This is a genomic window from Nocardia grenadensis (assembly GCF_050942415.1).
GTDB classification, from domain to species: Bacteria; Actinomycetota; Actinomycetes; order Mycobacteriales; family Mycobacteriaceae; genus Nocardia; species Nocardia grenadensis.
In genome coordinates this window covers 4,464,303-4,486,312 of sequence record NZ_CP192054.1, presented here as the reverse complement: position 1 = coordinate 4,486,312, position 22,010 = coordinate 4,464,303, and the positions used below count along the sequence as shown (strand labels likewise).

The following is a 22,010-nucleotide window of genomic DNA, read 5'->3' as shown; positions in this document are numbered from 1 at the left end:
TTTGCCCGTCGCGGGGCCGCCGGGGCATCAGTGGCGGACGGATCGGTCGCGTCCCCATATGTGGGAAGTGCCACGGCGGGTGCGCTCTGCGGGCACGGTCGCGGCGGGCCCGGTCCGGCCCCCACGGCGGGTGGTGCGGATCTGCTGGAAAAGGCCCGGACGGTGGCCCGTACCCTGGACGCGTGGATTCGATCGGACAGGTAGCGCTCCCCACCCGGATCGAGTCGGCCGGCGCGCGCAGTTACGAGGTCCGCACCTTCGGTTGCCAGATGAACGTGCACGATTCCGAACGCTTGTCCGGCCTGCTCGAGGATGCGGGCTATCGGAAGGCCGCGCCCGGCGCGACGGCCGATCTGGTGGTCTTCAACACCTGCGCGGTGCGGGAGAACGCGGATAACAAGCTGTACGGAACCCTCGGCCATCTCGCGCCGATCAAGGCGTCCCGGCCGGGTATGCAGATCGCGGTCGGCGGCTGCCTGGCCCAGAAGGACCGCGATTCGGTCCTGCGCCGGGCGCCCTGGGTGGACGTGGTGTTCGGGACCCACAATATCGGTTCGCTGCCGGTGCTCCTGGAACGTGCCCGGCACAATGACGAAGCCCAGGTCGAGATCCTGGAATCGCTCGAGGCGTTCCCGTCGACACTGCCGGCGCGCCGGGAATCGGCCTACGCGGGGTGGGTGTCGATCTCGGTCGGCTGCAACAACACCTGCACCTTCTGCATCGTGCCCGCCCTGCGCGGCAAGGAAGTGGACCGGCGTCCCGGCGATGTGCTGGCCGAGGTCCAGGCGCTGGTGGGCCAGGGCGTGCTCGAGGTGACGCTGCTCGGGCAGAACGTCAACGCCTACGGCGCCTCCTTCGCCGACCCCGAACAGCCCCGTGACCGGGGTGCGTTCGCCAAACTGCTGCGGGCCTGCGGCGGGATCGAGGGGCTGGAGCGGGTGCGCTTCACCTCGCCGCATCCGGCGGAGTTCACCGACGATGTGATCGAGGCTATGGCCGAGACCCCGAATGTATGCCCGCAGTTGCACATGCCGCTGCAGTCGGGTTCGGACCGTGTGCTGAAGTCCATGCGCCGGTCCTACCGGCAGGCCCGCTATCTGAGGATCATCGAGAAGGTGCGGGCGGCGATGCCGCAAGCGGCAATCACCACCGATATCATCGTCGGTTTCCCGGGGGAGACCGAGGAGGATTTCCAGCAGACCCTCGAGGTGGTGCGGCAGGCCCGGTTCACCAGCGCTTTCACCTTCCAGTACTCGCCGCGACCGGGCACCCCGGCCGCGGACATGGCCGATCAGGTCCCCAAGAAGGTGGTCCAGGAGCGTTACGACCGGTTGATCGCGCTGCAGGAGCAGATCTGTGTGGAGGCCAATCACGCCCTGATCGGCACCGAGGTGGAACTCCTGGTCGCCGACGGCGCGGGCAAGAAGAACGCCGCGACCGCCCGGATGAGCGGGCGGGCCCGGGACGGGCGCCTGGTGCATTTCCGGCCCGACGGCGCCGGCGCGCCGATCCGTCCGGGCGACCTGGTCACCGTCGAGGTGACCGGTGCGGCACCGCATCACCTGGTCGCGGACTCGGGGATCCGCGCGCATCGCCGGACCCGGGCCGGTGACGCGCACGAGGCCGGTACCACGCCGAAGACCGCGCCGATCGGTGTCGGGCTCGGGCTGCCGCGGATCGGGGCGCCCACACCGGAACCGGTCGCTGCGGGCTGCGCCTCCGGGTGCGGAACATGAACGGCGCCGGCGACGACGACCGGCGCGACGCGGATCGCGCGGCGGAGGATGCGCGGGACGCGACCCCGCCGGCGCACGACGCGCCGACCCCCAGCGACCGACCAGGCGAGGGAGACGAGGACCACGTGAATCCGGCCGAGACCGAGCAGTTCGAAGAATTCCGCGAAGATCTCGACGCGGTGGAGCGCCGGATCGCGGGTGAGATCGACCCGGGCGTGCGTGCCATGGTGGTGGCCGGTGCGGTGTTCCTGCTGCTGCTGTCGCTGGTGTTGCCGCATACCGGCGGCGCACGCGGTTTCGATGTGCTGCTGGGTTCCGAGGCGGCCGCGGCCGAGCACGTCGGGCTGCCGTCGCGGATCTTCGTCTGGTTCGTCCTGATCTTCGGAATCGGCTTCTCGCTGCTGGCCCTGATGACCCGGCGCTGGGTGCTCGCGTGGATCGCGGTGGCCGGCTCGGCGGTCGCCAGTGCGTTCGGGGTGTTCTCGATCTGGCACCGGCAGACCCCGGGCCTGAACAACTATGTCGGGTCCGGGCCCGGTATCGGCCTGGTGCTGGGCACCCTGGCGATCATGGTGCTGACCTTCCACTGGGTGAAGGTCGTTTGGAGCCGGACCGCGCTGCAACTGGCGGCCGAGGAACAGCGGCGGCTCGCCGCGGCCCGCGAAGAGGAGCGGCAGCGGCGCGACCGGTTCGGTAAGGACTGACGCCGAAGAGAGGGGCCGTCCGCCGCGGCCGGTGGCCAGGGCGGACGGATCACCGAACGGGGCCGATCAGAGGTTGCTGACCGCGCCCTCCGCCGCATCGGCCCATTCCCGCCACTGCTGTGCCTGCGCGAGAGCCTTCTCCGCGTCGCGCGTTCTCCCGGCGGCGGTGGCCTTGGCCGCCTGTTCCTCGAACTGGGCGACCCGCTCCCGGAACTGCGCGGCCCGGGCCAGCGCTTCCGGGTCGGTACGGCGCCACTGGGCGTCGGCGGCCTGCCGGACCCGCTTCTCGAGGGCGCGCAACCGGCCTTCGAGATCGTGCATCCGCTCGCGGGGAACCTTGCCGATAGCGTCCCAGCGTTCTTGCAGATCGCGCAGGGCGGCTCGGGCCCCTTCCAGGTCGGTATCGGGATCGATGGCCGGTTCGTAGCTGCTCAGCAGTTCTTCCTTGGCGACCGCGTTATCGGCGAACTCGGCATCGCGTTCGGAGGCTGCCGCATTGCGCGCGGCGAAGAAGACGTCCTGGGCGCTCTTGAACCGGCGCCACAACGCCTCGTCGGCTTCCCGGGGCGCCCGGCCCGCGTTCTTCCACTCGACCAGCAGTTCCCGGAACACCGCCGCGGTTCCGGACCAATCGGTGGACTCGGACAGTTCCTCGGCCTGGACACAGAGTTCCTCTTTACGCGCCTTGGCCGCGGCCCGTTCCCGATCCAGTTCGGCGAAATGAGCGCCGCGGCGGCGGTTGAATGCCTCGCGGGCCTTGGAGTACCGGCGCCAGAGCGCATCGTCTACCTTACGATCCACCCCGCGGATGGTCTTCCATTCGTCGAGGATCTCGCGCAGCCGGTCGCCGGCGGCTTTCCACTGAGTGGATTCGGCGGCGATCTGTTCGGCTTCGGCCGCGAGCGCCTCCTTGCGCTCGGTGTGCTCGTGCCGGGTGCGTTCCTTCTCCTCCCTGGCCTGGGCGGCCGCCTCGTCGGAATGTTCGGCGATGGCGCGGAGCCGCGCGGCCAGGCCCTCGATATCGCCGATCACCGCGGCCGTCGGCAGTGTTTCGGCGAGGGCGAGCGCGGCGGCCTTGGTCTTGCGGGCATCGGTGCCGGCGGCCAGCCGCGCCTCCAGCAGGGCGACCTCGGTGGCCAGATCATCGAAACGGCGACCGAAGTGCGCCAGCCCTTCGGCGGCGTCCCCGGCCTGCCACGAACCGATGATCCGCTCGCCGTCGGCGGTCTTGACCCAGGCGGTGCCGTCCTCGTCGACCCGGCCCCAGGCACCGGGGTCGGTGGAGCTGGGCACCACCACCGGATGCGGGTGTTCGGCGGCGGGCCCGGACGTTTTCAGCGCGGCCGGGGTGGGATGCGCCTCGCCGGGTTTGGGACGGTTGCCCGGCTTGGGAGCGCTGGACGGGCGACCGGGCTTGCCCGGGCCGGGTTTGGCGGTTCCGTTGCTGTGGGTCATTGCTCCTCGTCCCTGCCGCGCGTCACGGCTGCCTGGTTTACGCGCTGCACATTCTGGCTATGCTCTGCTCATTCTGGCTACGCCTGCTCATTCTGGCTACGTCCGCCCGTCTCGGCCGTGGCGGGGTAGACGTCTCGTGCGTGCGTTGCCCGTGCGGCCGCACGTTCCACCATTCAACCCGGCCGCACCTCCGGAAACCACACCGCCGACAGCGGCGGCGACTAGCCGGACCTGCAGATCCGGACCTGTCGGACCTGGTCCGGATACTTCGCACCCTAGCAATTGCCACGCGGTTTCCGGGAGAGACACTCGTACCGTGCGCGGGGCGCGGCGATGCCGGAGAACCGGCCGCGTCCCTGGTCGGCGGGTACGGGCTACGGTTGACGGCGTGTTCTGTTTAGCGGCTCTGATCCCCTCGCCGCCCGTTCTCGTCCCCGAGTTGTGCGGCGGCGCGCCGGCCGGTATGGGTTCCGGCCCCACCGGTGCGCGGGACGGGACGCGGCCCCCGGAGGCAGCGGTGAACGATCTCCGCGCGGCCGTGCTCGCGGCGGGGGCGGCCCTGGCGGAGGCGACACCGCACTGGACGGTGCTCGGCGTCGGGCCCGGCGAGCAGAGCTACGGCGCCGATACGGCGGGTACCTTCCGCGGCTTCGGCGTGGATGTGCGGGTGAGTCTGGGCGGACCGGGCGCGGGCACCTCCAGGGCCCCGGCCCCGGACCTGCCGCTGGCGGTCCTCGTCGCCGGCTGGTTGCGCGGGGCGGTGGCTCCGCATGTGCCGGCGCGGGCGCAGATGCTCGCCGCCGACGCTCCGGCGCGCAAATGCGTCGAGTTCGGTGCGAAGCTGCGCGCCGAACTCGACGCCGAGGACGAAGCACAGGGGGTGCTGGTGGTCGCCGACGGTGCCGCGACCCTGTCCACCGCCGCTCCCGGATATTTCGATCCGCGGGCGGCACCGGTACAGGATGTGCTCGACCGGGCGGCCGGGACGGGCGATACGGAGGCCCTGCTCGCCCTCGACCCTGCCCTGTGCGCCGACCTGATGATGTCCGGCCGCGCCGCCTACCAAGCCCTCGCCGGGCTCTTCGCCGTCGACACCGCACCACCGTTGGTGACCGAGCGGTATCGGGGCGCACCCTTCGGTGTCGGCTGGTTCGCCGGCCTGTGGCGGCCGGCCGCCGTGGCCCGGTGAGCGGGGGCCCACGCCCGGTCGCGGTGGTCGGACCGACCGCGACCGGTAAATCCGATCTTGCTCTCGACCTGGCCGAACAGCTCGGTGGTGAGATCGTCAATATCGACGCGATGCAGCTGTACCGAGGTATGGATATCGGGACCGCGAAACTGCCCCCGGACCAGCGGCGCGGAATCCCGCACCATCAACTGGATGTCCTCGACGTCACCGACACGGCGACCGTCGCGGCGTACCAGGCCGCCGCATCCGCCGATATCGAGGCGATCATGGCCCGCGGCCGGGTGCCCGTGGTGGTGGGCGGTTCGATGATGTACGTCCAGGCACTGCTCGACCGGTGGGAGTTCCCGGCCACCGATCCCGCGGTCCGGGCGAAATGGGAAGCGGTGCTGGCCGCGCAGGGGGTGGCCGCCGTGCACGAAGCCCTGCGCCGGGCCGACCCGGCCGCCGCCGCCACCATCCTGCCCACCGACGGCCGGCGGATGGTGCGCGCGCTGGAGGTAGTCGAGATCACCGGACGGCCGTTCGCGGCCTCCGCGCCGGTGATCGGTGCGCCGCGCTGGGGCACCCGCATTCTCGGGGTGGACCGGGAGACGGCCGAACTGGACGAGCGGATCGTCCGGCGTACCGCCGCGATGTTCGAGCAGGGCCTGATGGATGAGGTGCGTGGGCTGCTCGACCGCGGGCTGCGCGAAGGGCAGACCGCGCGCCGGGCCATCGGCTACGCTCAGGTGCTGGCCTGTTTCGACGGCGAGTACGACGAGGCCCAGGCGCGCGAGCGCACCTTCATCGGGACCCGCCGCTACGTCCGGCGGCAGCGGTCCTGGTTCCGGCGTGATCGCCGGGTGCGCTGGTTGGACGGCGCTGCCCCGGGCTCGACCGCGACCGCCCTCGCCCTGCTGGCAGACTCTGCGGTATCCCATCCACCGGCGCCCGGTCCGCGGGCATCCGATCGCATACCCGAGGAGCGAACCCGCTCGTGACCCGGCAGATCCATCGCCGCAATGCCGCTGTCCAGGTGTGGGCGGCCTATCTGGACAATCGCGCCAAACGGCACCGGGACAGCCGCTTCCTGGTGCACGGGGTCCGGCCGATCACCCAGGCGCTCGCACACGACTGGCCGCTGGAAACCCTGCTGTACCGCCTGGGTGATCCGGGGCTGTCCGCGTGGGCGCGCGACATCCTGGAGTCGAGTGCGGTGCCCGCGGTCGGGCTGGCGCCCGAGCTGATGGCCGACCTGGGGGAGAAGACGGCGGGACCGCCCGAACTGGTGGCGGTGGCGGAGTACGCCGGGGGCGACCTGACCGATTGCGAACTCGGCGAGCCCGGGGAGGCGCCGGTGGTCGTCGTCTTCGACCGGCCGAATTCGCCCGGGAACCTGGGCACCGTGATCAGGTCCGCCGACGCGTTCGGCGCGTCGGCGGTGGTGGTCGCCGGGCACGGTGCCGACCAGTACGACCCGCGCTGCGTCCGGGCCTCCACCGGATCGCTGTTCTCGGTCCCGGTCTTCCGGGTGCCCGGGCCCGCGGAGGTCCTGGAGTTCCGGAACCGGCAGGTGGCGCGCGGTGTGCCCACCCGGATCGTGGGGACCGACGAGAATGGTGAGCGCGCCGTCTTCGACGAGGATCTGATCGACGCCACGATTCTGGTCGTCGGCAACGAGACCAGTGGTATGAGCGCCGCCTGGCTGGCGGCCTGCGACCGGACGGTCACCATTCCGATGGGCGGCAGTGCGAGTTCGCTCGGAGCGCCATCGGCCGCGGCTGTGGCGCTGTACGAAATTTCCCGGCAGCGCCGGACGTTTGCCCGGTGAGAACAGCGGACGAGGAGAACCGAACCGACGTGCAGAACAGTCCCGACGTGCAGGAGAGCCGCGACGTGTCCCGGAGCGGGAACGACAAGGACGTGGAATTCACCAAGGGCCACGGCACCCAGAACGATTTCGTGGTGCTGCCCGACCCGGAGGTCCGGCTGGACCTGACCGTGTCCCGGGTGGCGGCCTTGTGCGACCGGCGCCGCGGGCTCGGCGCCGACGGTGTGCTGCGCGTCGCCCGGGCGGGCGAACTACTCACCGCGGGGGTACTCGACGAGTACCCCGAGGATGTGGGCCCGGGCGATTGGTTCATGGATTACCGCAACGCCGACGGTTCGATCGCGGAGATGTGCGGGAACGGCGTTCGGGTCTTCGCGCACTATCTCGTGTCCCGCGGTCTGGCCGAGGGGCCGGAGTTCGTAGTGGGCAGCCGGGCCGGGGCGCGTCCGGTCGTGGTGCATTCGGCCGGTGCGGTCGTCGGCGAGGTGACCGTGCAGATGGGTCCGGTGCGGGTGCTCGGTGCTTCGACCGCCACGGTGGCCGGATGGGGCCATCCCGGCCTGGGGATCGATGTCGGCAATCCGCATCTGGCGTGTGTCGCGGATCTGTCGCCCGGTGCGCTGGCCGAACTGGATCTCACGGCGCCTCCCGGATACGACCCCGATATGTTCCCGCGGGGCGTCAATATCGAGATCCTGACCGGACTCGATGCCGACGGCACGGTCGATATGCGGGTCTATGAACGCGGTGTCGGCGAGACCCGCTCCTGCGGTACCGGGACCGTCGCCGCAGCCGCCGCGGCCCTGGCGGCCGACGGATTCGATCTCGCGGACGGGACCGGCGAGGTCGGCGTCCGGATTCCGGGCGGGCAGGTTCGCGTCGGGCTGAGCGCGGGCGCGGCGTGGCTGCGCGGCCCCTCCGAACTGCTCGCGACCGGCCGGCTCGCCGCGCAGTGGTGGGAGGCGCTGTAGCAGCGTCCGGACGGAAAATCATGTGCGCCGACCAGCGCATCAGTGGCAGCATGGATGGTGTATGAGAAACTCTGACATTTCCGGGACCGTGAACGGGTCCCCTGAATCGTTCGACGCGCAGGAGACGGATTCGGTCGCCACCGTCGACGATATCGACTCGGGTGCGCCCGATGCCAGCGGGGCCACGCCGAGTACCCGGCGTGGTGGTTGGTCCGCCGATCCGACCACCGGCGAACTCCAGCTGGACGAGCGGAGCGCGCTCCGCCGTATCGCGGGTCTGTCCACCGAGCTCACCGATATCACCGAGGTCGAGTACCGGCAGCTGCGACTGGAGCGTGTCGTGCTGGTCGGGGTGTGGACCGAGGGCAGCGTGGCGCGGGCCGAGGCGAGTATGGCCGAACTGGCCCGGCTCGCCGAAACCGCCGGATCCGAAGTGCTCGAAGCCCTGATCCAGCGGCGCGACCGGCCCGATCCCGCGACCTATATCGGGTCGGGTAAGGCCGAGGAGCTGCGCGCGGTGGTGTTGGCTACCGGTGCGGACACCGTGATCTGCGACGGTGAGCTCACTCCGGCACAGCTGACCGCGTTGGAGAAGGTCGTCAAGGTCAAGGTGGTCGACCGGACCGCGCTGATCCTGGACATCTTCGCCCAGCACGCCACCTCCCGCGAAGGTAAGGCGCAGGTCGCGCTGGCCCAGATGGAGTACATGCTGCCCCGGCTGCGCGGCTGGGGTGAATCCATGTCGCGGCAGGCAGGCGGCCGGGCCGGTAGCAATGGTGGGGTGGGCCTGCGCGGCCCCGGTGAGACCAAGATCGAAACCGATCGGCGGCGGATCCGGGAGCGGATGGCCAAACTGCGGCGAGAGATCCGAGAGATGAAGACCGCCCGCGACACCAAGCGCGCGCGGCGTACCTCCAGTGGCGTGCCATCGGTGGCCATCGTGGGTTACACCAATGCCGGTAAATCGAGCCTGATGAACGCGCTCACCGGCTCGGGCGTCCTGGTGCAGGACGCGCTGTTCGCAACCCTCGACCCGACCACCCGCCGCGCCGAGCTGGAGGACGGCCGTGAGGTGGTGTTCACCGATACCGTCGGTTTCGTCCGCCACCTGCCCACCCAGCTCGTCGAGGCATTCCGCTCCACTCTGGAAGAGGTCACCGGCGCGGATCTGCTGCTGCACGTGGTGGACGGTTCCGACGCGCTGCCCGCCGAGCAGATCAAGGCGGTCCGGGAGGTCGTCACCGAGGTGATCCGGGAATCCGGACAGCCCGCGCCGCCGGAACTGCTGGTGGTGAACAAGATCGACGAAGTCGATCCGGTGGAACTGACCCGGCTGCGCGGGATGCTGCCCGGGGCCGAGTTCGTCTCCGTGCACAAGGATCTCGGTATCGACCGGTTGCGTACCAGGCTTGACGAAGTTCTCGGCGGGCTGGATGTGGAAGTGAGCGTACTTCTTCCGTACACTCGCGGCGATTTACTCGCCAGAATCCATGCCGACGGCCGGATTTCGCGATCCGAGCACACCGAGAACGGCACCCGGGTCCAGGCGCGCGTGCCGAATGCGCTGGCGGCGGCGCTGTCCGGTTATGCCAACGCAGGCGCCGCACCGGCGTGACGGATTCGCACACACCCAGCCCGGGCTGATCTAGGTCCAGAAAATGTGGGACATTGCATAACCCTGTGGGATATCGACCCATGTCGATTCACAATCGGTATGAGTCGACCTCAGGAGGGTTTTATGTCACAGATTGGCCGCACCGCTCTCGGCGGCGACGACCGACAGCGCGGGGCGCTGATGGACCGGACCGGGCTCAGTGACGGCGCGCCGGCTTCGGTCGATCTGAGTGCGATCGACCTTCGGGTTCTGGAGGCGGCCTTGGCGCCGCTCCGGGTCTGGAGCAGTCCCCGTTTCTTCGGCTTGGACAACATCCCCGCCGAAGGTCCGGTGCTACTGGTCGCCAATCACAACCTGCTCGGCTTGATCGACGCGCCGCTGCTGCTACCGGAAGTGCTGCGGATGCGCGGCCGGTTGATCCGCGGTCTCGCCGAGAATCTGCTCATCTCCGTACCGGGTGTCCGGCATCTACTGCATTACTACGGATCGGTGCGCGGGACCCGGGACAACTGCCGGACACTACTCGACCGGGGCGAAGTCGTTCTCGTCTTTCCCGGTGGGGGCCGGGAGGCGATCCGCCGCAAGGGGGAGAAGTACGCGCTGCGGTGGGAGGGCCGCACCGGCTTCGCGCGGATGGCCATCGAATGCGGTGCGCCGATCGTGCCGGTGGCGATGATCGGGATCGACGATGCCTACGACATCATCGCCGACAAGGACGACCGGTTGCTGCGACCGCTGCGACTGCTGGTCGAATCGCTCGGTATCCACACCGAGCTCACTCCGCCGCTGGTGCGCGGTATCGGTATCACGCCTATTCCGCGTCCCGAACGGTTCTATTTCACCGCCGGGACGCCCATCGATACCGGGCCGTGGCGCGATACCGGCGATATCGACGAGGCCGCGGAACAACTCTCGCGGGTGGTGCAGAAGGCGGTGCGGGAGGAACTGCTCTTCCTGCTCGGCCATCAGGCCGTCGATCGCGGCCGCACGCTCGGCGGACGGTTGCGCGAACTGCTGCCCGTCTGACGCGGGCCGGTCCCGCCGGTGAATAAGAAGGCGGTGCGACTGTCCCGCGCGGGAGGGGAGCACCAGGTAATTCGGGCCGTGAAGTGAACACTGATTCGCATTCCGGGTACGGTGGATCACAGTGACGGGCCGGCGCGGTCCCGTCCGGAGTGTTCACTAGGAGGTTGGTGTGGAGCGCACACTGTTCGAGCCCGAGCACGAGCTGTTCCGGGAGTCGTACCGCAAGTTTCTCGAGATGCATGTGGCGCCGTTCCACGACCAGTGGGCGGAACAGGGCGTCGTGGACCGGTCGGTCTGGCTCGAGGCCGGTAAACAGGGCTTTCTGGGTATGGCTATGCCGGAGGAGTATGGCGGCGGTGGTGTGCAGGATTTCCGCTACAACTCCATCATCACGGAGGAATCCGTACGCGGACAGTACTCCGGCCTCGGCTTCAGCCTGCACAACGATGTCATCGCGCCGTACCTGCTGGAACTGGCCAACGAGGAGCAGAAACAGCGCTGGCTGCCGAAGTTCTGTTCCGGCGAGCTCATCACCGCCATCGCCATGACCGAGCCCGGCACCGGTTCGGACCTGCAGGGCATCAAAACCCGCGCGGTCCGCGACGGTGACGATTGGGTCCTCAACGGTGCCAAGACTTTCATCACCAACGGCATCAACTCCGATATCGTCCTCGTCGTCGCCCAGACCGACCCCTCCGCCGGTGCCATGGGCTTCAGCCTGCTGGTGGTGGAACGTGGGATGCCGGGCTTCGAACGGGGCCGCAACCTGGACAAACTGGGCCTGAAAGCACAGGACACCGCTGAACTCAGTTTCACCGATGTCCGGGTCCCCGCGGCCAACCTGCTCGGTGAGGAGGGCAAGGGCTTCATCCACCTGATGCAGAACCTCCCGCAGGAGCGGCTGTCGATCGCGGTCATGGCGGCTGCGGCGATGGAGTCCTGCCTGGACTACACCTGCCAGTACGTCCGCGACCGCAAGGCCTTCGGTAAGCCGATCGGCGCCCTGCAGAACACCCGGTTCGTGCTCGCCGAACTGGCCACCAAGACCACGGCCGTGCGGGTGCTGGTCGACCGCTGCATCACCGAGCTCAATGCGGGCACCCTCTCGGCCGAGGATGCCGCCATGGCCAAATGGTGGAGCACCGAGGAGCAGGTCGACCTGATCGACCGCTGCCTGCAGTTGCACGGCGGCTACGGCTATATGCGCGAATACCCGATCGCCCAGGCCTACCTCGATGCGCGGGTGCAGACGATCTACGGTGGCACCACCGAGATCATGAAGGAGATCATCGGGCGCAGCCTGAAGCTGTCCTGAACGCCGGGAACCCTCGGGATCCAGTGTGGCGAGTCGTGTGAACGGGGCGGGCGAGGGACCGCCCGCACACGAGGAGAAGGCCACTCCGGGATCGGGTGTCTCGGTGGTCAACGGCACCGTCATCACCTTCTGCTGACGGTCGGCCGCTCCGGGATCCACCGGAGCGGCATGTGACGGTCCCGGTTCAGGATCCGCCGGATCCCGCCCGCCCCGGCCCGGTGATCAGCGGAAGGTCCAGGGTCGTGCGGATACCCGGTGCGGCGGCCACCACCGCGGGGACCGCGTTGACAACCCGCATGGCCGTGGCCACCAGGCCGGCGTGGTTGTGGTCGCCGTTGTCGCTGGACAAGCAGAGGTCCATGGCGTAATTCGGCTCGCCGGTGATCTCGACGCGGTACGAGCCGCCCTCCTGGGCCGGCCGCGGCCAGTCGGGCGCCAGATCCGCGCGCGTCCGGGTGATGTGTTCCAGTACCGTGACGACGTGGTCGCCGACCATTCCGCGGACCTCGAATCGCAAGGCCGCGGTGGTGCCCGCCGCGACCGTGCCCGCCGCGATCTCTATGTCCTCGGGCGCGGGAATCCGCTCGTGGGTTTCGGTGACGGCGTCGAGTTCCACGCCCAGCCCGGCCGCCAGCTGGCGCACCACGCTGCCCCAGGCCAGGGAGAGCACCCCGGGTTGCAGGAGCATCGGGGTCTCGTCCAGAGGTTTGCCGAACCCCATGATGTCGAACATCACCGCGGCATTGTCGTAGGTCGCGTAGTCCAGTATCTCCATGCAGCGGATCTGGTCCACCCGCCGGCAGGTACCGGCCAGCGCCAGCGGCAGCAGGTCATTGGCGAAGCCCGGGTCGATCCCGTTGACGAACAACGACGCACCGCCCGCGGCGGCCGCCTCCTCGATCGGGGCGAGCATCTCCGGCGGCAGCACCTGCCAGGGGTATTGCAGGAAGACCGGGGCGCTCGCGGCAATATTGACGCCTGCGGCCAGAATCGTGCGCAGATCCGCGAGCGCCTCGACGAGCCGATTGTCGGTCATGGCCGTGTAGACCACGCAATCCGGTTTCGTGGCCAGGAGCGCGGCGGCGTCGGTGGTGGCCAGGATCCCGGTACGGGCCTGCGCCCCGGCGAGTTCCCCGGCGTCGCGGCCTTCCTTGGCGCTGCCGGACACCTTGACGCCGACCAGTTCGAGCCGCGGATCATCGATGATCCCGGCCAGGGCGTGGCGGCCGACATTGCCGGTGCCCCAGTGCACTACGCGATACGTCACAGCTGTCTCCTCACAGATCCGGAATCGGGATATCGAGATTCGGGGCGATCAGGCCGCCGTCGGTCTCGATCACCTTCCCGGTCAAGTAACCGCCGGCAGGGGATGCCAGGAACAGTGCGGTGGCCGCGATATCGGCGGGATCGCCGATCCGGCGCAGCGGGGTGGCTTTCTCCAGGGCGCCGCGCAGGGTGGCGTCGGCGGCGACCTCGAGCGCGGAGGTCGCGATGGAGCCGGGGGCGATGGCATTGACCCGGATGCGCGGGCACAGATCCATGGCGGCCAGCCGGGTGTAGTGCGCGAGCGCGGCTTTGGCGGTGCCGTAGGCGGCGAAGGCGCGGCCGGGGAGCCGGCCCATCGTCGAGGTGATGTTGATGATCGACCCGCCGTCGGCGGTGTCCAGCATGATCGGTACGGCGGCCCGGACCAGGGCGTGGGCATTGGCGACATTGAAGCCGAAGGCCTGGGTCAGGGCGTCGGGTGTGGTGTCCAGTAGTGGGGTGGGCATGGCGCCGCCGACATTGTTCACCACGATGTCGAGCCGCCCGAACTCCGCCGCCGCGGTCTCGGCGAGGGCGGCGCAGGCCGCGGGATCGGCCAGGTCGGCGACCACGATATGGGCCCGGCGACCCGCCCGGCGGATCTGCTCGGCCACTGCGGTCAGTTCGGATTCGGTGCGGGCGGCGATCACGACGTCGGCTCCCGCCTCGGCGAAACCGAGGGCGATGGCCGCGCCGAGTCCGCGCCCGGCACCGGTCACCACGGCGACCCGGTCGTCGAGCCGGAACCGGTCCAGAATCATGGCGCCTCCTGAAGTAAGCTGATGTCGACTATTCGACGTCGTGTTATCGAATAGTCGATGCAGTGTAGATCCCGGGATACCGGGCGACAAGGGAGCATCGGATATGGCGACGGCCGGATCCCCGCCGACACGCCGGGTGGTGGCGGTGGTCGAACTGCTCGCGGAATCGGAGCGGGCGCTGACCGTTTCGGAGATCGCCGAACGTCTGGAACTGGCCCGGGCCACGGTCACCGCGGTGCTCACCGAGCTGTGCGAGGCGCATTGGGTGGTCCGGGACGCGAGCCTGGCCTACCGGCGCGGACCCGCATTGGCCCGCCTGTCACCCGCCGAACCCGTGGGCGCGGCGGTCGCGGTGGGCGCGGAGCTGGCGGCTCTGGCCGAGGCCGCCGGTTGCGGAGCCACCCTGAGCCGGATCTCCGACGATCGGCTCACCATCGTCGCCAAACAGTACGCGGGTGCGCGGATAGTGCCGGGTCTGTCCGTCGGGCAATCGGTTCCGGTCGTCTACCCGGCGGGGGCCGCGGTGATGCCGTGGCGGACGCCCGCCGAACGGCAGCGCTGGCTGGCTACGACACACGGGCGGTCCGGGGCGGCGGAACTACTCGGCTTCGTCACCGCACACGGATTCGCCATGTTCCGGCCCGAAGCCGACGACGCCGGGCTCGTGGATCTGCTGACCGAACTGCTCGGCGCGCTCGGCGCCGAACTCCTGCAGCCGAAGTTGCGGGCCGAGGCACTGCGCCAGCTCGGCCGATTGACCTCGCGCGCATATACCGAGGCCGATATTCGCACCCGGCACCCGCTGCCGCTCAGCTATGTGTCCGCGCCGGTCTTCCATGGCGACGAAGCACCCTACGAGGTCCAGCTCGGCCCGTTGCGGGCGGAGGCCGGTCCGGCGGACCGATCCCGGTATATCGACATCGTGCGCGCGGGCGCCCGATCGATCTCGGTGGCACTGCGGACCGCGGACGGGTGAGACGGGGCCGCGGTAGCGCCGATACGACCGTCGCGGAGCTCAGGTGTCGTATTCGCCGCGCAGCAGCCGGGCCACCTCACCGGCAGTCCAGTGTCCGGCGGCGCCCGGGCGACCGGCCAGATAACCGGCTGCCTCGTGGACCGACCATCGATGTGCCGCACGCAGACCCGTGCCGATCCGATGGAGGTACGCGGCGGCCGGTGGGTTCCCGGCGATCTCGCGCCAGCGCCACGGGGCGGTGCAGGTCAAGATGGGAAGGCCGTCGAATATGCCCGGGCAGACCAGGGTTTCGTAGCGGCCGGGGCCGAGGCGTGACCGGCCCGTGCGCACCGCCTCGGACAGGTCGAGGTCGGTGCCGGCCGGACGATACATCTCCTGGGCGACGATATCGCTGAACTGCGACCGGGTGAGCAGGTAGGCGCGCACGGGGGTCTCGGCGGGGGCGGTGGGATCGTAGAAGGCGCGGCCGCCGGTCCAGATCGCCGATTGAGTGGCGAAATACAGCAACCCGGGCAGCGTCGGCGCGATCGTACGCGCCGGCGCCGCCCGGTCGCGGCAACCCTCCAGGGCACCGGGCCCGGTACCGGGCGGGCGGTGGACCGTGCCGGCGGGGCGGGCCCCGGTGAGGTAGCAGCGCAGGCGCTCCGGATCGGCATTCGATCCGTAGGCGGCATACCAGACCCGGTTCGGGATCGGCCCGGAGCCGAGTCCCGAACGTGGCCGGACGACCGCGACCTGGGGTACTGCCATGGGCTCCTCACCGCCACCGGGAGATGGTCCGGCGCCGGCGCGTGCCCGGTGCCGGCAAACGGTCTCAGACCTTGCGGATCACGGTGACGACTTTGCCGAGAATGCGGGCGTCGTTACCCGGAATCGGCTCGAAATGCGGATTGTGCGGCATCAGCCAGACGTCCTTGCCGCTGCGTTTGAACGTCTTCACGGTCGCTTCGCCGTCCAGCATCGCCGCGACGATATCGCCGTTGTCGGCCACATTCTGCTGCCGGACCACCACCCAGTCACCGTCGCAGATGGCTGCGTCGACCATGGACTCGCCGACCACCTTCAGCAGGAACAGCGAACCGTCGCCGACCAGTTCGCGAGGGAGTGGGAACACGTCTTCCACCGCCTGTTCCGCCAGGATCGGGCCACCGGCGGCGATTCGGCCGAGCACCGGTACATAGGTCGGGATCGGGTGATCGGTATCGCCGGCCGCCTCGGTGGCCGCGGTGGTATCGGCGGGCGGCAGCGTGGTTACCGAGCGGACCGCCTCGTCCATACCGCGGACGTCCACGGCGCGGGGACGATTGGGGTCGCGGCGTAGATACCCCTTGCGCTCCAGGGTGCGCAGTTGATGGGCGACCGAGGAGGTGGAGTTCAGGCCGACCGCGTCACCGATCTCGCGGATGCTGGGCGGATAGCCGCGCAGGCTCACCGAGGACCGGATGACCTCGAGCACCTTGCGCTGACGCACGGTGAGATCCGCACCGGTCGCCCCCGGTTCGGTGCCGGGGCCGGCCCCGGCACCCGTGTCGTCTGATTGGCTCACCACAACCGCCCTTTCTCGTCGGTCTCCGGCCCGGTGACCGCCGTCCCGGCAGACGGCCCGGACCGGCTGTGCCCGAGGTTTGATGTCGTGCAGTGAATCTAGTCGGCCCTCTCCGATCTATCAAACATCTGTTCGAGGTATGTCCGGTGTTGCTACTGACATTATCCCTCCGGCGTGGTAGAAATCGAACATTCGTTCGTCGAACATGTGATCGAATACCGATGGTTCCGCGAGCAACCAGCACGGAGGGCTATCCGATGAACACCGCCATCAGCGTGACCGGTACCGGCACGCGGAAAGACGTCGCCGCCCGGGTGCAATGTGGTCCGGTCCCGCCGGGGGAGACCGGAACCGCCCATCCGGACGAGGGCGGATTGCCGGGCCCGGACACGCGGCGGCCCGCCCTGCTCCGCCCCTGTGCCGCGGCACCGCACCGGGGCGGGGCGAACGGGTACCGCCCGCTCGTCCGGCCCACGGCGCCGGTAGCGCGCCGCGTGCCGGCGGTGGCACCCCGGCCCCGGCCACCCGAACCCGGCGATCTGGTCGAGCGGGCCCGGGCCGGCTACGCGGCGACGGCACTGACCGCCGTGATCACCGCGACGGTGGTGGTCGCCTTCCTCGCGCTGGCGCATCTGCGGGCTCCGGATCCGGCGCCCGGGCCGACACCGTCCGGAATTCCGGCCGGGTCGGTGCCCGGTCCGGCGGCCGAGGCACCCGGGCCCCGGTAGCGTGCCGGCGGCGCGTGTGTCCGGACCAGGGGTGAGCGCGCGCACGGCACACCCCGTACCGGTATCCTCGACGTGTTATGCACTCGAGCCGGTGCGTGTGACCGGCCCACCCGTACCCGGGCACCGGCCCGGTACCCGCGCTCGCCGGACCCGCGACCGGCGCCGGTTCGGCCGCGAGCGTTCGCAGCGACGAAGGACCCCGGATGCACTGCCCGTACTGCCGACACCCCGACTCCCGGGTCGTCGACTCGCGACTGGCCGACGAGGGCGCCGCCATTCGCCGCAGACGCTCCTGCCCGGAATGCGGCCGCCGCTTCACCACGGTGGAGACGGCGATCCTGTCGGTGGTCAAACGCAGCGGGGTCACCGAGCCGTTCAGCCGGGAGAAGGTGATCCGCGGGGTGCGGCGCGCCTGCCAGGGCCGCGAGGTCGACGACGACGCGCTGAACCTGCTGGCCCAGCAGGTGGAGGACGCGGTCCGGGCCAAGGGGTCACCGGAAGTGCCGAGTCATGAGGTCGGCCTGGCGATTCTCGGGCCGCTACGCGAACTGGACGAGGTGGCGTATCTGCGTTTCGCCTCGGTCTACCGATCCTTCACTTCCGCCGAGGATTTCGAACGCGAAATCCGGGATATGCGCCAGGCCCGGGCGGCGGTCGGCCCCGGGGACTGACCGGGCGGAGTCAGCGGCGCACGGCCGCGGCCGCCTTCTGTATCCGCTTGACGGAGACCGGATACGGTGTACCCACCTTCTGGGCGAACAGGCTCACCCGCAACTCCTGGATCATCCACCAGATCTCGGTGACGTCGGATGCGGTCCGGCGCGCTTCCGGTAGCCGGGCCAGCAACTGATCGTAGGCACCCAGTGCGGTGTCCACCTCGGCCATCGCCTGGCGGTCGCGTACCGCGGACCCGGGCAGCGCCGCGAGCCGGGCCCGCGCCGCGCGCAGATACCGGGGCAGTTCCCGCAGCCGGGCCGGGCCCCATTCGGAGACGAACCCGTCGAACAGCAGCTCCGCCAGCTGATCCCGGACATCCTCGGCGATATCGGCTTCCCGTACACCGTGCAACGCGGTCGACACCTCGTGCGCCGCGGCCAGCACCGGCACAACCAGCCGGACGATCCTGGTGACCACCTCGTTCAGCTTCGGCCGCAGCGCCGACACCAGACGCTCGAACTGCGCGGGGTCGCGGACGGGTCCGCCCGCGGCGGCGATGAGCTGGTCGGCCGCCGCGGCGCGGCAGTCCTCGACCAGCGCGTCGACCGAACCGTACGGGTTCTGGCTGAGGACCAGCCGGTCCGCCGGGGACAGGCCCGCGGTGACGGCACGTACCGAGGTGGGGACGGCGTTGAGCACCAGCGCCCGGGTTCCGGCCCGCATGGCCCGGGCCTGTTCGGCGGGCGAGGTGAGCACCCGGACCGCGACTCCGTCGGCCTCCGGCACCAGCGCGGGGTAGCCGGTGATGGTCTGACCGCCCACTTCCCGGCGCACCGTGGCGTCCAGGGTGCCCAGGGATTCCGAGGTCCACACCGTCGCGGGGGCGCGTTCGGCATTCGCCGTGGCCGCGGCCACCGAGGCGGAGACCTGATCGGCCAGGCGGGTCCGCAATTGCGCCAGACTCTTGCTGGTGGTCAGGACGCGGCCGTCGGTGTCGGTGGCGGCGAAGGTCATCCGGAGATGCTCGGGGAGCGCGGCCGGGTCCATATCGCCGGGTGCGATCGGCGTGGCCGCCAGGCGGGTCAGTTCCCGGGCCAGGCCGGTCCGCAGCGGTTCTGCCCGCGGGGTGAGCACGCGCAGAGCGGCGGCGGCGAAATCCGGCGCCGGGACCACCGTGCGCCGCAACTGTTTCGGCAGTGTCTTGATCAGCGCCGCGGCGAGTTCCGCGCGCATTCCCGGTACCAGCCAGTCGAACCCGACCGCCCGGACATGGGCCAGCTGCGCCACCGGAATGCGCACGGTCACACCGTCGTCGGCCTGGCCCGGTTCGAACTGGTAGGTGAGTGGGAAGGACAGCTCGCCCTGGCGCCAGGCGTCCGGGAAATCCGTGGGGTCCAGCGTGTTCGCGTTCTCGTTCACCACCGTCTCGGTCGTGAAATCGAGCTGGTGCGGGTCCTGTCGGCGGGCCGTCTTCCACCAGGCGTCGAAATGCCGGACGGAGACGATATCGGCGGGGATCCGGCGGTCGTAGAACTCGAAGAGCACCTCGTCGTCGACCATGATGTCCCGGCGCCGGGCGCGGTGCTCGAGATCGGCGATATCGTCGAGTAGCGCCCGGTTGCGATGGAAGAACTCGTGCCGGGTCTGCCATTCACCCTGCACCAGGGCGTGCCGCAGGAACAGTTCTCGCGAGACCTCGGGGTCGATCCGCCCGTAGTCGACCGGCCGGCCGGTCACCAGGGGGACGCCGTAGAGGGTGACGCGTTCGTAGGCCCGGGCGGCGCCGCGTTTGGACGACCAGTGCGGTTCGGAATAGATACGTTTGACCAGATCCCCGGCGAGCCGTTCGGCCCATTCGGGTTCGACGCGGGCGGCGATCCGGCCCCACAGTCGTGAGGTCTCCACCAGTTCCGCGGCCATCACCCAGCGGGGCGGCTTCTTGGCCAGCGACGAACCAGGGAAGATCATGAACTTGGCGTTGCGGGCGCCGAGGAACTCGCGGGATTCGGCTTCCCGCACCCCGATATGCGACAGCATGCCCGACAGCAGCGCCTGATGGACGGCGGTCGCGTCCCACGGATCGGTGTCCGGGGTCATCTCCTCGACGGGCCGAGGGGCCGCCGGGGCGGTCCGTACGGGTCCGGCGGCTTCCGGCTCCGGCTTCGCACCGTTGGGTCCGCCTCCGCGCCGCGGACCGTTCCTCGAGCGTGCGGGGCGAGAATCCTTTGTCTCGGGCTCGGCGGCCGGCTCGTGCAGCGACCAGCCCATCCCCTTGGTAATGGTGCGCAGCTGGCCGTACAGGTCCTGCCACTCGCGGATCCGCAGGTAGTGCAGGAACTCCTCGCGGCACATCCGCCGGAAACGATTAGCCGACAGCGCCCGGCGCTGCCCGGTGAGGTATTCCCACAGTCGCAGGTACGTCAGGAAATCCGAGTTCGGCACGGTGAACCGGGCATGTTTCGCGTCGGCCGCCTGCTGCTGGTCCACCGGCCGTTCGCGGACGTCCTGGATCGACAGGGCGGCCACGATCACCAGCATCTCGGCCAGGCAGCCGTTGCGGTGGGCTTCGACGAGCATCCGCCCCATGCGCGGGTCCACCGGCAGTCGCGCCATTTCCCGGCCGGTCGGCGTGAGGGTCGGGCCCGAGTCGGCCCGGCGGCGTCGCCGGACCGCGACGGTCTCGTCGCGATTCGCGGAATCCGCGTCCCGGCCATCGGTTTCCGGGGCCGCCGCCGACGGGCGCTCGTCCGGTGTGCCGCGGGTGAGGGCGCCCAACTCCTCCAGCAGCGCGACACCGTCGCGGACCGCGCGCTGATCGGGCGCCTCCACGAACGGGAACCGTTCCATCTCACCCAGTCCGAGCGCGGTCATCTGCAGGATTACCGCGGCGAGGTTGGTACGCAGGATCTCCGGATCGGTGAACGCCGGCCGGGATTCGAAATCGTCCTCGGAGTACAGGCGGATGCAGATACCGTCGGCGACACGGCCGCAGCGGCCGGACCGCTGCCGCGCCGATGCCTGCGAAACAGGTTCGATCGGCAGCCGCTGTACCTTTGTCCGCATGGAATAGCGGGAGATTCGGGCGGTCCCGGGGTCCACCACGTAGCGGATACCCGGCACGGTGAGCGAGGTCTCGGCGACATTGGTGGCCAGTACCACCCGACGGCCGGTGTGCGGGGCGAACACCCGGTGCTGTTCGGCCGCGGACAGCCGGGCGTACAGCGGCAGGATCTCGGTCCGGGAGAGTTTCAGGTCCGCGAGCGCGTCGGCGGTATCGCGGATCTCCCGTTCCCCGGACAGGAACACCAGCACATCGCCGTCACCCTCGGCGAAGAGTTCGGTGACCGCGGCGCAGATCGCGTCGACCGGGTCGCGGTCGACCGGCCGGTGATCCTCTTCCTCGTCTTCCTCCTCCGGCGCCGGCAGGGCGAGTGGCCGGTACCGGATCTCGACCGGGTACGACCGGCCCGAGACCTCCACGATCGGCGCCGGGTTGCCCGTGGCATCGGCGAAGTGCCGGGCGAACAGTTCCGGGTCGATGGTGGCCGAGGTGATGACGATCTTCAGATCCGGCCGCCGGGGAAGCAGCTGCTTCAGGTAACCGAGCAGGAAATCGATATTGAGACTGCGTTCGTGGGCCTCGTCGATAATGATCGTGTCGTAGGCACGTAGCAGCCGGTCCCGCTGGATCTCGGCGAGCAGGATACCGTCGGTCATCAACTTGACCAGCGTGTGCTCGGCGGCGTGATCGGTGAAGCGGACCGTGTAGCCGACCGCGTCGCCCAGTTCGGTCCCCAGCTCCGTGGCGATCCGCTCGGCGACCGTGCGCGCCGCCAGCCGGCGGGGCTGGGTGTGCCCGATCGCGCCGCGGATACCCCGGCCCAGCTCCAGACAGATCTTCGGGATCTGCGTGGTCTTACCGGAGCCGGTTTCCCCGGCCACCACCACAACCTGGTGGGCGGCGATGGCGGCGGCGATATCGTCGCGCCGGCCGGTGACCGGCAGTTGCCCGGGATAGGTGATCGCCGGCACCGCGGCCCGCCGGGCCGCGATACGTTCCTCGGCCGCCGTGATCTCGGACTCGATCCGGGACAGGTCGCCGCCGCGCACTCGATCCAGTTGCCGGTGCAGCCGGTGTTCGTCGCGGAGGGTGAGAGAAGCCAACCGGGTACGAAGCTCCCGGTGCGTGACTGCGGTCCTGGTCATTGCATCGACC

The 22,010-nt window shown here is 69.9% G+C and carries 18 protein-coding genes; 12 read left to right on the top strand and 6 right to left on the bottom strand.

Going from position 1 to position 22,010, the window contains the following annotated elements; genetic code table 11:
- Positions 1 to 182: 182 nt before the first annotated feature.
- Both miaB and ACQPYS_RS20410 read left to right on the top strand, forming a co-directional pair.
- A complete protein-coding gene (gene miaB / locus ACQPYS_RS20415; protein ID WP_433490487.1) occupies positions 183 to 1,736 on the top strand; it encodes a tRNA (N6-isopentenyl adenosine(37)-C2)-methylthiotransferase MiaB in 1,554 nt (517 codons plus the stop codon).
- Positions 1,733 to 2,440, top strand: a complete 708-nt coding sequence (locus tag ACQPYS_RS20410; RefSeq protein ID WP_431939728.1) for an Rv2732c family membrane protein — start codon at positions 1,733 to 1,735, stop codon at positions 2,438 to 2,440. The genes miaB and ACQPYS_RS20410 overlap by 4 nt, the downstream gene beginning before the upstream one ends.
- A gap of 66 nt (positions 2,441 to 2,506) precedes the next feature.
- Here the strand turns inward: ACQPYS_RS20410 and ACQPYS_RS20405 are convergent, their stop codons facing one another.
- Positions 2,507 to 3,895, bottom strand: a complete 1,389-nt coding sequence (locus ACQPYS_RS20405) for a DUF349 domain-containing protein (RefSeq protein WP_433490486.1) — start codon at positions 3,893 to 3,895, stop codon at positions 2,507 to 2,509.
- Between the two features lie 517 nt (positions 3,896 to 4,412).
- Between ACQPYS_RS20405 and ACQPYS_RS20400 the strand changes: the two genes are divergently transcribed.
- From ACQPYS_RS20400 to ACQPYS_RS20370, 7 genes are all read left to right on the top strand, one after another.
- Positions 4,413 to 5,084: a hypothetical protein gene (locus ACQPYS_RS20400; protein ID WP_433490485.1), complete on the top strand. Its 672-nt coding sequence runs from the start codon at positions 4,413 to 4,415 to the stop codon at positions 5,082 to 5,084.
- A complete protein-coding gene (gene miaA, locus ACQPYS_RS20395; protein WP_433490484.1) occupies positions 5,081 to 6,064 on the top strand; it encodes a tRNA (adenosine(37)-N6)-dimethylallyltransferase MiaA in 984 nt (327 codons plus the stop codon). Before ACQPYS_RS20400 ends, miaA begins: the two co-directional genes overlap by 4 nt.
- Entirely contained in the window at positions 6,061 to 6,894 is an 834-nt protein-coding gene (locus ACQPYS_RS20390; RefSeq protein WP_433490483.1) for a TrmH family RNA methyltransferase, read from the top strand. Before miaA ends, ACQPYS_RS20390 begins: the two co-directional genes overlap by 4 nt.
- A 92-nt stretch (positions 6,895 to 6,986) precedes the next feature.
- The gene (gene dapF / locus ACQPYS_RS20385) at positions 6,987 to 7,865 is read left to right on the top strand and encodes a diaminopimelate epimerase (protein WP_063040338.1); all 879 of its coding nucleotides are present in this window, start codon (positions 6,987 to 6,989) and stop codon (positions 7,863 to 7,865) included.
- A 61-nt stretch (positions 7,866 to 7,926) separates the two neighbouring features.
- Complete coding sequence (gene hflX, locus ACQPYS_RS20380) at positions 7,927 to 9,480, top strand: GTPase HflX (protein ID WP_433490482.1); 1,554 nt, start codon at positions 7,927 to 7,929, stop codon at positions 9,478 to 9,480.
- A gap of 123 nt (positions 9,481 to 9,603) precedes the next feature.
- Positions 9,604 to 10,506: a lysophospholipid acyltransferase family protein gene (locus ACQPYS_RS20375; protein ID WP_433490481.1), complete on the top strand. Its 903-nt coding sequence runs from the start codon at positions 9,604 to 9,606 to the stop codon at positions 10,504 to 10,506.
- 169 nt (positions 10,507 to 10,675) lie between these two features.
- On the top strand, positions 10,676 to 11,821 hold the full coding sequence (locus ACQPYS_RS20370) for an acyl-CoA dehydrogenase family protein (RefSeq protein WP_431939722.1): 1,146 nt from the start codon (positions 10,676 to 10,678) through the stop codon (positions 11,819 to 11,821).
- Positions 11,822 to 12,005: 184 nt separating this feature from the next.
- Here ACQPYS_RS20370 and ACQPYS_RS20365 read toward each other — a convergent pair whose 3' ends face one another.
- On the bottom strand, positions 12,006 to 13,088 hold the full coding sequence (locus ACQPYS_RS20365) for an NAD(P)H-dependent amine dehydrogenase family protein (protein WP_433490480.1): 1,083 nt from the start codon (positions 13,086 to 13,088) through the stop codon (positions 12,006 to 12,008).
- A gap of 10 nt (positions 13,089 to 13,098) precedes the next feature.
- Positions 13,099 to 13,887 (bottom strand): SDR family oxidoreductase, encoded by a 789-nt coding sequence (locus tag ACQPYS_RS20360; protein WP_433490479.1) that lies wholly within the window; start codon positions 13,885 to 13,887, stop codon positions 13,099 to 13,101.
- 103 nt (positions 13,888 to 13,990) lie between these two features.
- On the opposite strand from ACQPYS_RS20360, the gene ACQPYS_RS20355 reads away from it, so the two are divergent.
- On the top strand, positions 13,991 to 14,863 hold the full coding sequence (locus ACQPYS_RS20355; RefSeq protein WP_433490478.1) for a helix-turn-helix domain-containing protein: 873 nt from the start codon (positions 13,991 to 13,993) through the stop codon (positions 14,861 to 14,863).
- Positions 14,864 to 14,902: 39 nt separating this feature from the next.
- Here ACQPYS_RS20355 and ACQPYS_RS20350 read toward each other — a convergent pair whose 3' ends face one another.
- Both ACQPYS_RS20350 and lexA read right to left on the bottom strand, forming a co-directional pair.
- The gene (locus ACQPYS_RS20350; protein ID WP_063040221.1) at positions 14,903 to 15,613 is read right to left on the bottom strand and encodes a hypothetical protein; all 711 of its coding nucleotides are present in this window, start codon (positions 15,611 to 15,613) and stop codon (positions 14,903 to 14,905) included.
- A 64-nt stretch (positions 15,614 to 15,677) separates the two neighbouring features.
- Positions 15,678 to 16,409, bottom strand: a complete 732-nt coding sequence (gene lexA / locus ACQPYS_RS20345; RefSeq protein ID WP_431939717.1) for a transcriptional repressor LexA — start codon at positions 16,407 to 16,409, stop codon at positions 15,678 to 15,680.
- Positions 16,410 to 16,666: 257 nt separating this feature from the next.
- Here lexA and ACQPYS_RS20340 point away from each other — a divergent pair, with 257 nt between their 5' ends.
- A complete protein-coding gene (locus tag ACQPYS_RS20340; RefSeq protein WP_433490477.1) occupies positions 16,667 to 17,137 on the top strand; it encodes a hypothetical protein in 471 nt (156 codons plus the stop codon).
- A gap of 203 nt (positions 17,138 to 17,340) precedes the next feature.
- A complete protein-coding gene (gene nrdR / locus ACQPYS_RS20335) occupies positions 17,341 to 17,808 on the top strand; it encodes a transcriptional regulator NrdR (protein ID WP_039825717.1) in 468 nt (155 codons plus the stop codon).
- Between the two features lie 10 nt (positions 17,809 to 17,818).
- On the opposite strand, the gene hrpA is transcribed toward nrdR, so the two are convergent.
- Positions 17,819 to 22,000: an ATP-dependent RNA helicase HrpA gene (hrpA, locus tag ACQPYS_RS20330; protein WP_433490476.1), complete on the bottom strand. Its 4,182-nt coding sequence runs from the start codon at positions 21,998 to 22,000 to the stop codon at positions 17,819 to 17,821.
- Between the last annotated feature and the right edge of the window lie 10 nt (positions 22,001 to 22,010).

Excerpts from the sequence above, each read along its gene's own strand:
- ACQPYS_RS20405 (WP_433490486.1), bottom strand. The coding sequence starts at position 3,895 with ATGACCCACAGCAACGGAACCGCCAAACCCGGCCCGGGCAAGCCCGGT.
- ACQPYS_RS20375 (WP_433490481.1), top strand. The coding sequence starts at position 9,604 with ATGTCACAGATTGGCCGCACCGCTCTCGGCGGCGACGACCGACAGCGC.
- hflX (WP_433490482.1), top strand. The coding sequence starts at position 7,927 with ATGAGAAACTCTGACATTTCCGGGACCGTGAACGGGTCCCCTGAATCG.
- hrpA (WP_433490476.1), bottom strand. The coding sequence starts at position 22,000 with ATGACCAGGACCGCAGTCACGCACCGGGAGCTTCGTACCCGGTTGGCT.
- ACQPYS_RS20350 (WP_063040221.1), bottom strand. The coding sequence starts at position 15,613 with ATGGCAGTACCCCAGGTCGCGGTCGTCCGGCCACGTTCGGGACTCGGC.
- nrdR (WP_039825717.1), top strand. The coding sequence starts at position 17,341 with ATGCACTGCCCGTACTGCCGACACCCCGACTCCCGGGTCGTCGACTCG.
- ACQPYS_RS20355 (WP_433490478.1), top strand. The coding sequence starts at position 13,991 with ATGGCGACGGCCGGATCCCCGCCGACACGCCGGGTGGTGGCGGTGGTC.
- ACQPYS_RS20410 (WP_431939728.1), top strand. The coding sequence starts at position 1,733 with ATGAACGGCGCCGGCGACGACGACCGGCGCGACGCGGATCGCGCGGCG.
- ACQPYS_RS20360 (WP_433490479.1), bottom strand. The coding sequence starts at position 13,887 with ATGATTCTGGACCGGTTCCGGCTCGACGACCGGGTCGCCGTGGTGACC.
- ACQPYS_RS20340 (WP_433490477.1), top strand. The coding sequence starts at position 16,667 with ATGAACACCGCCATCAGCGTGACCGGTACCGGCACGCGGAAAGACGTC.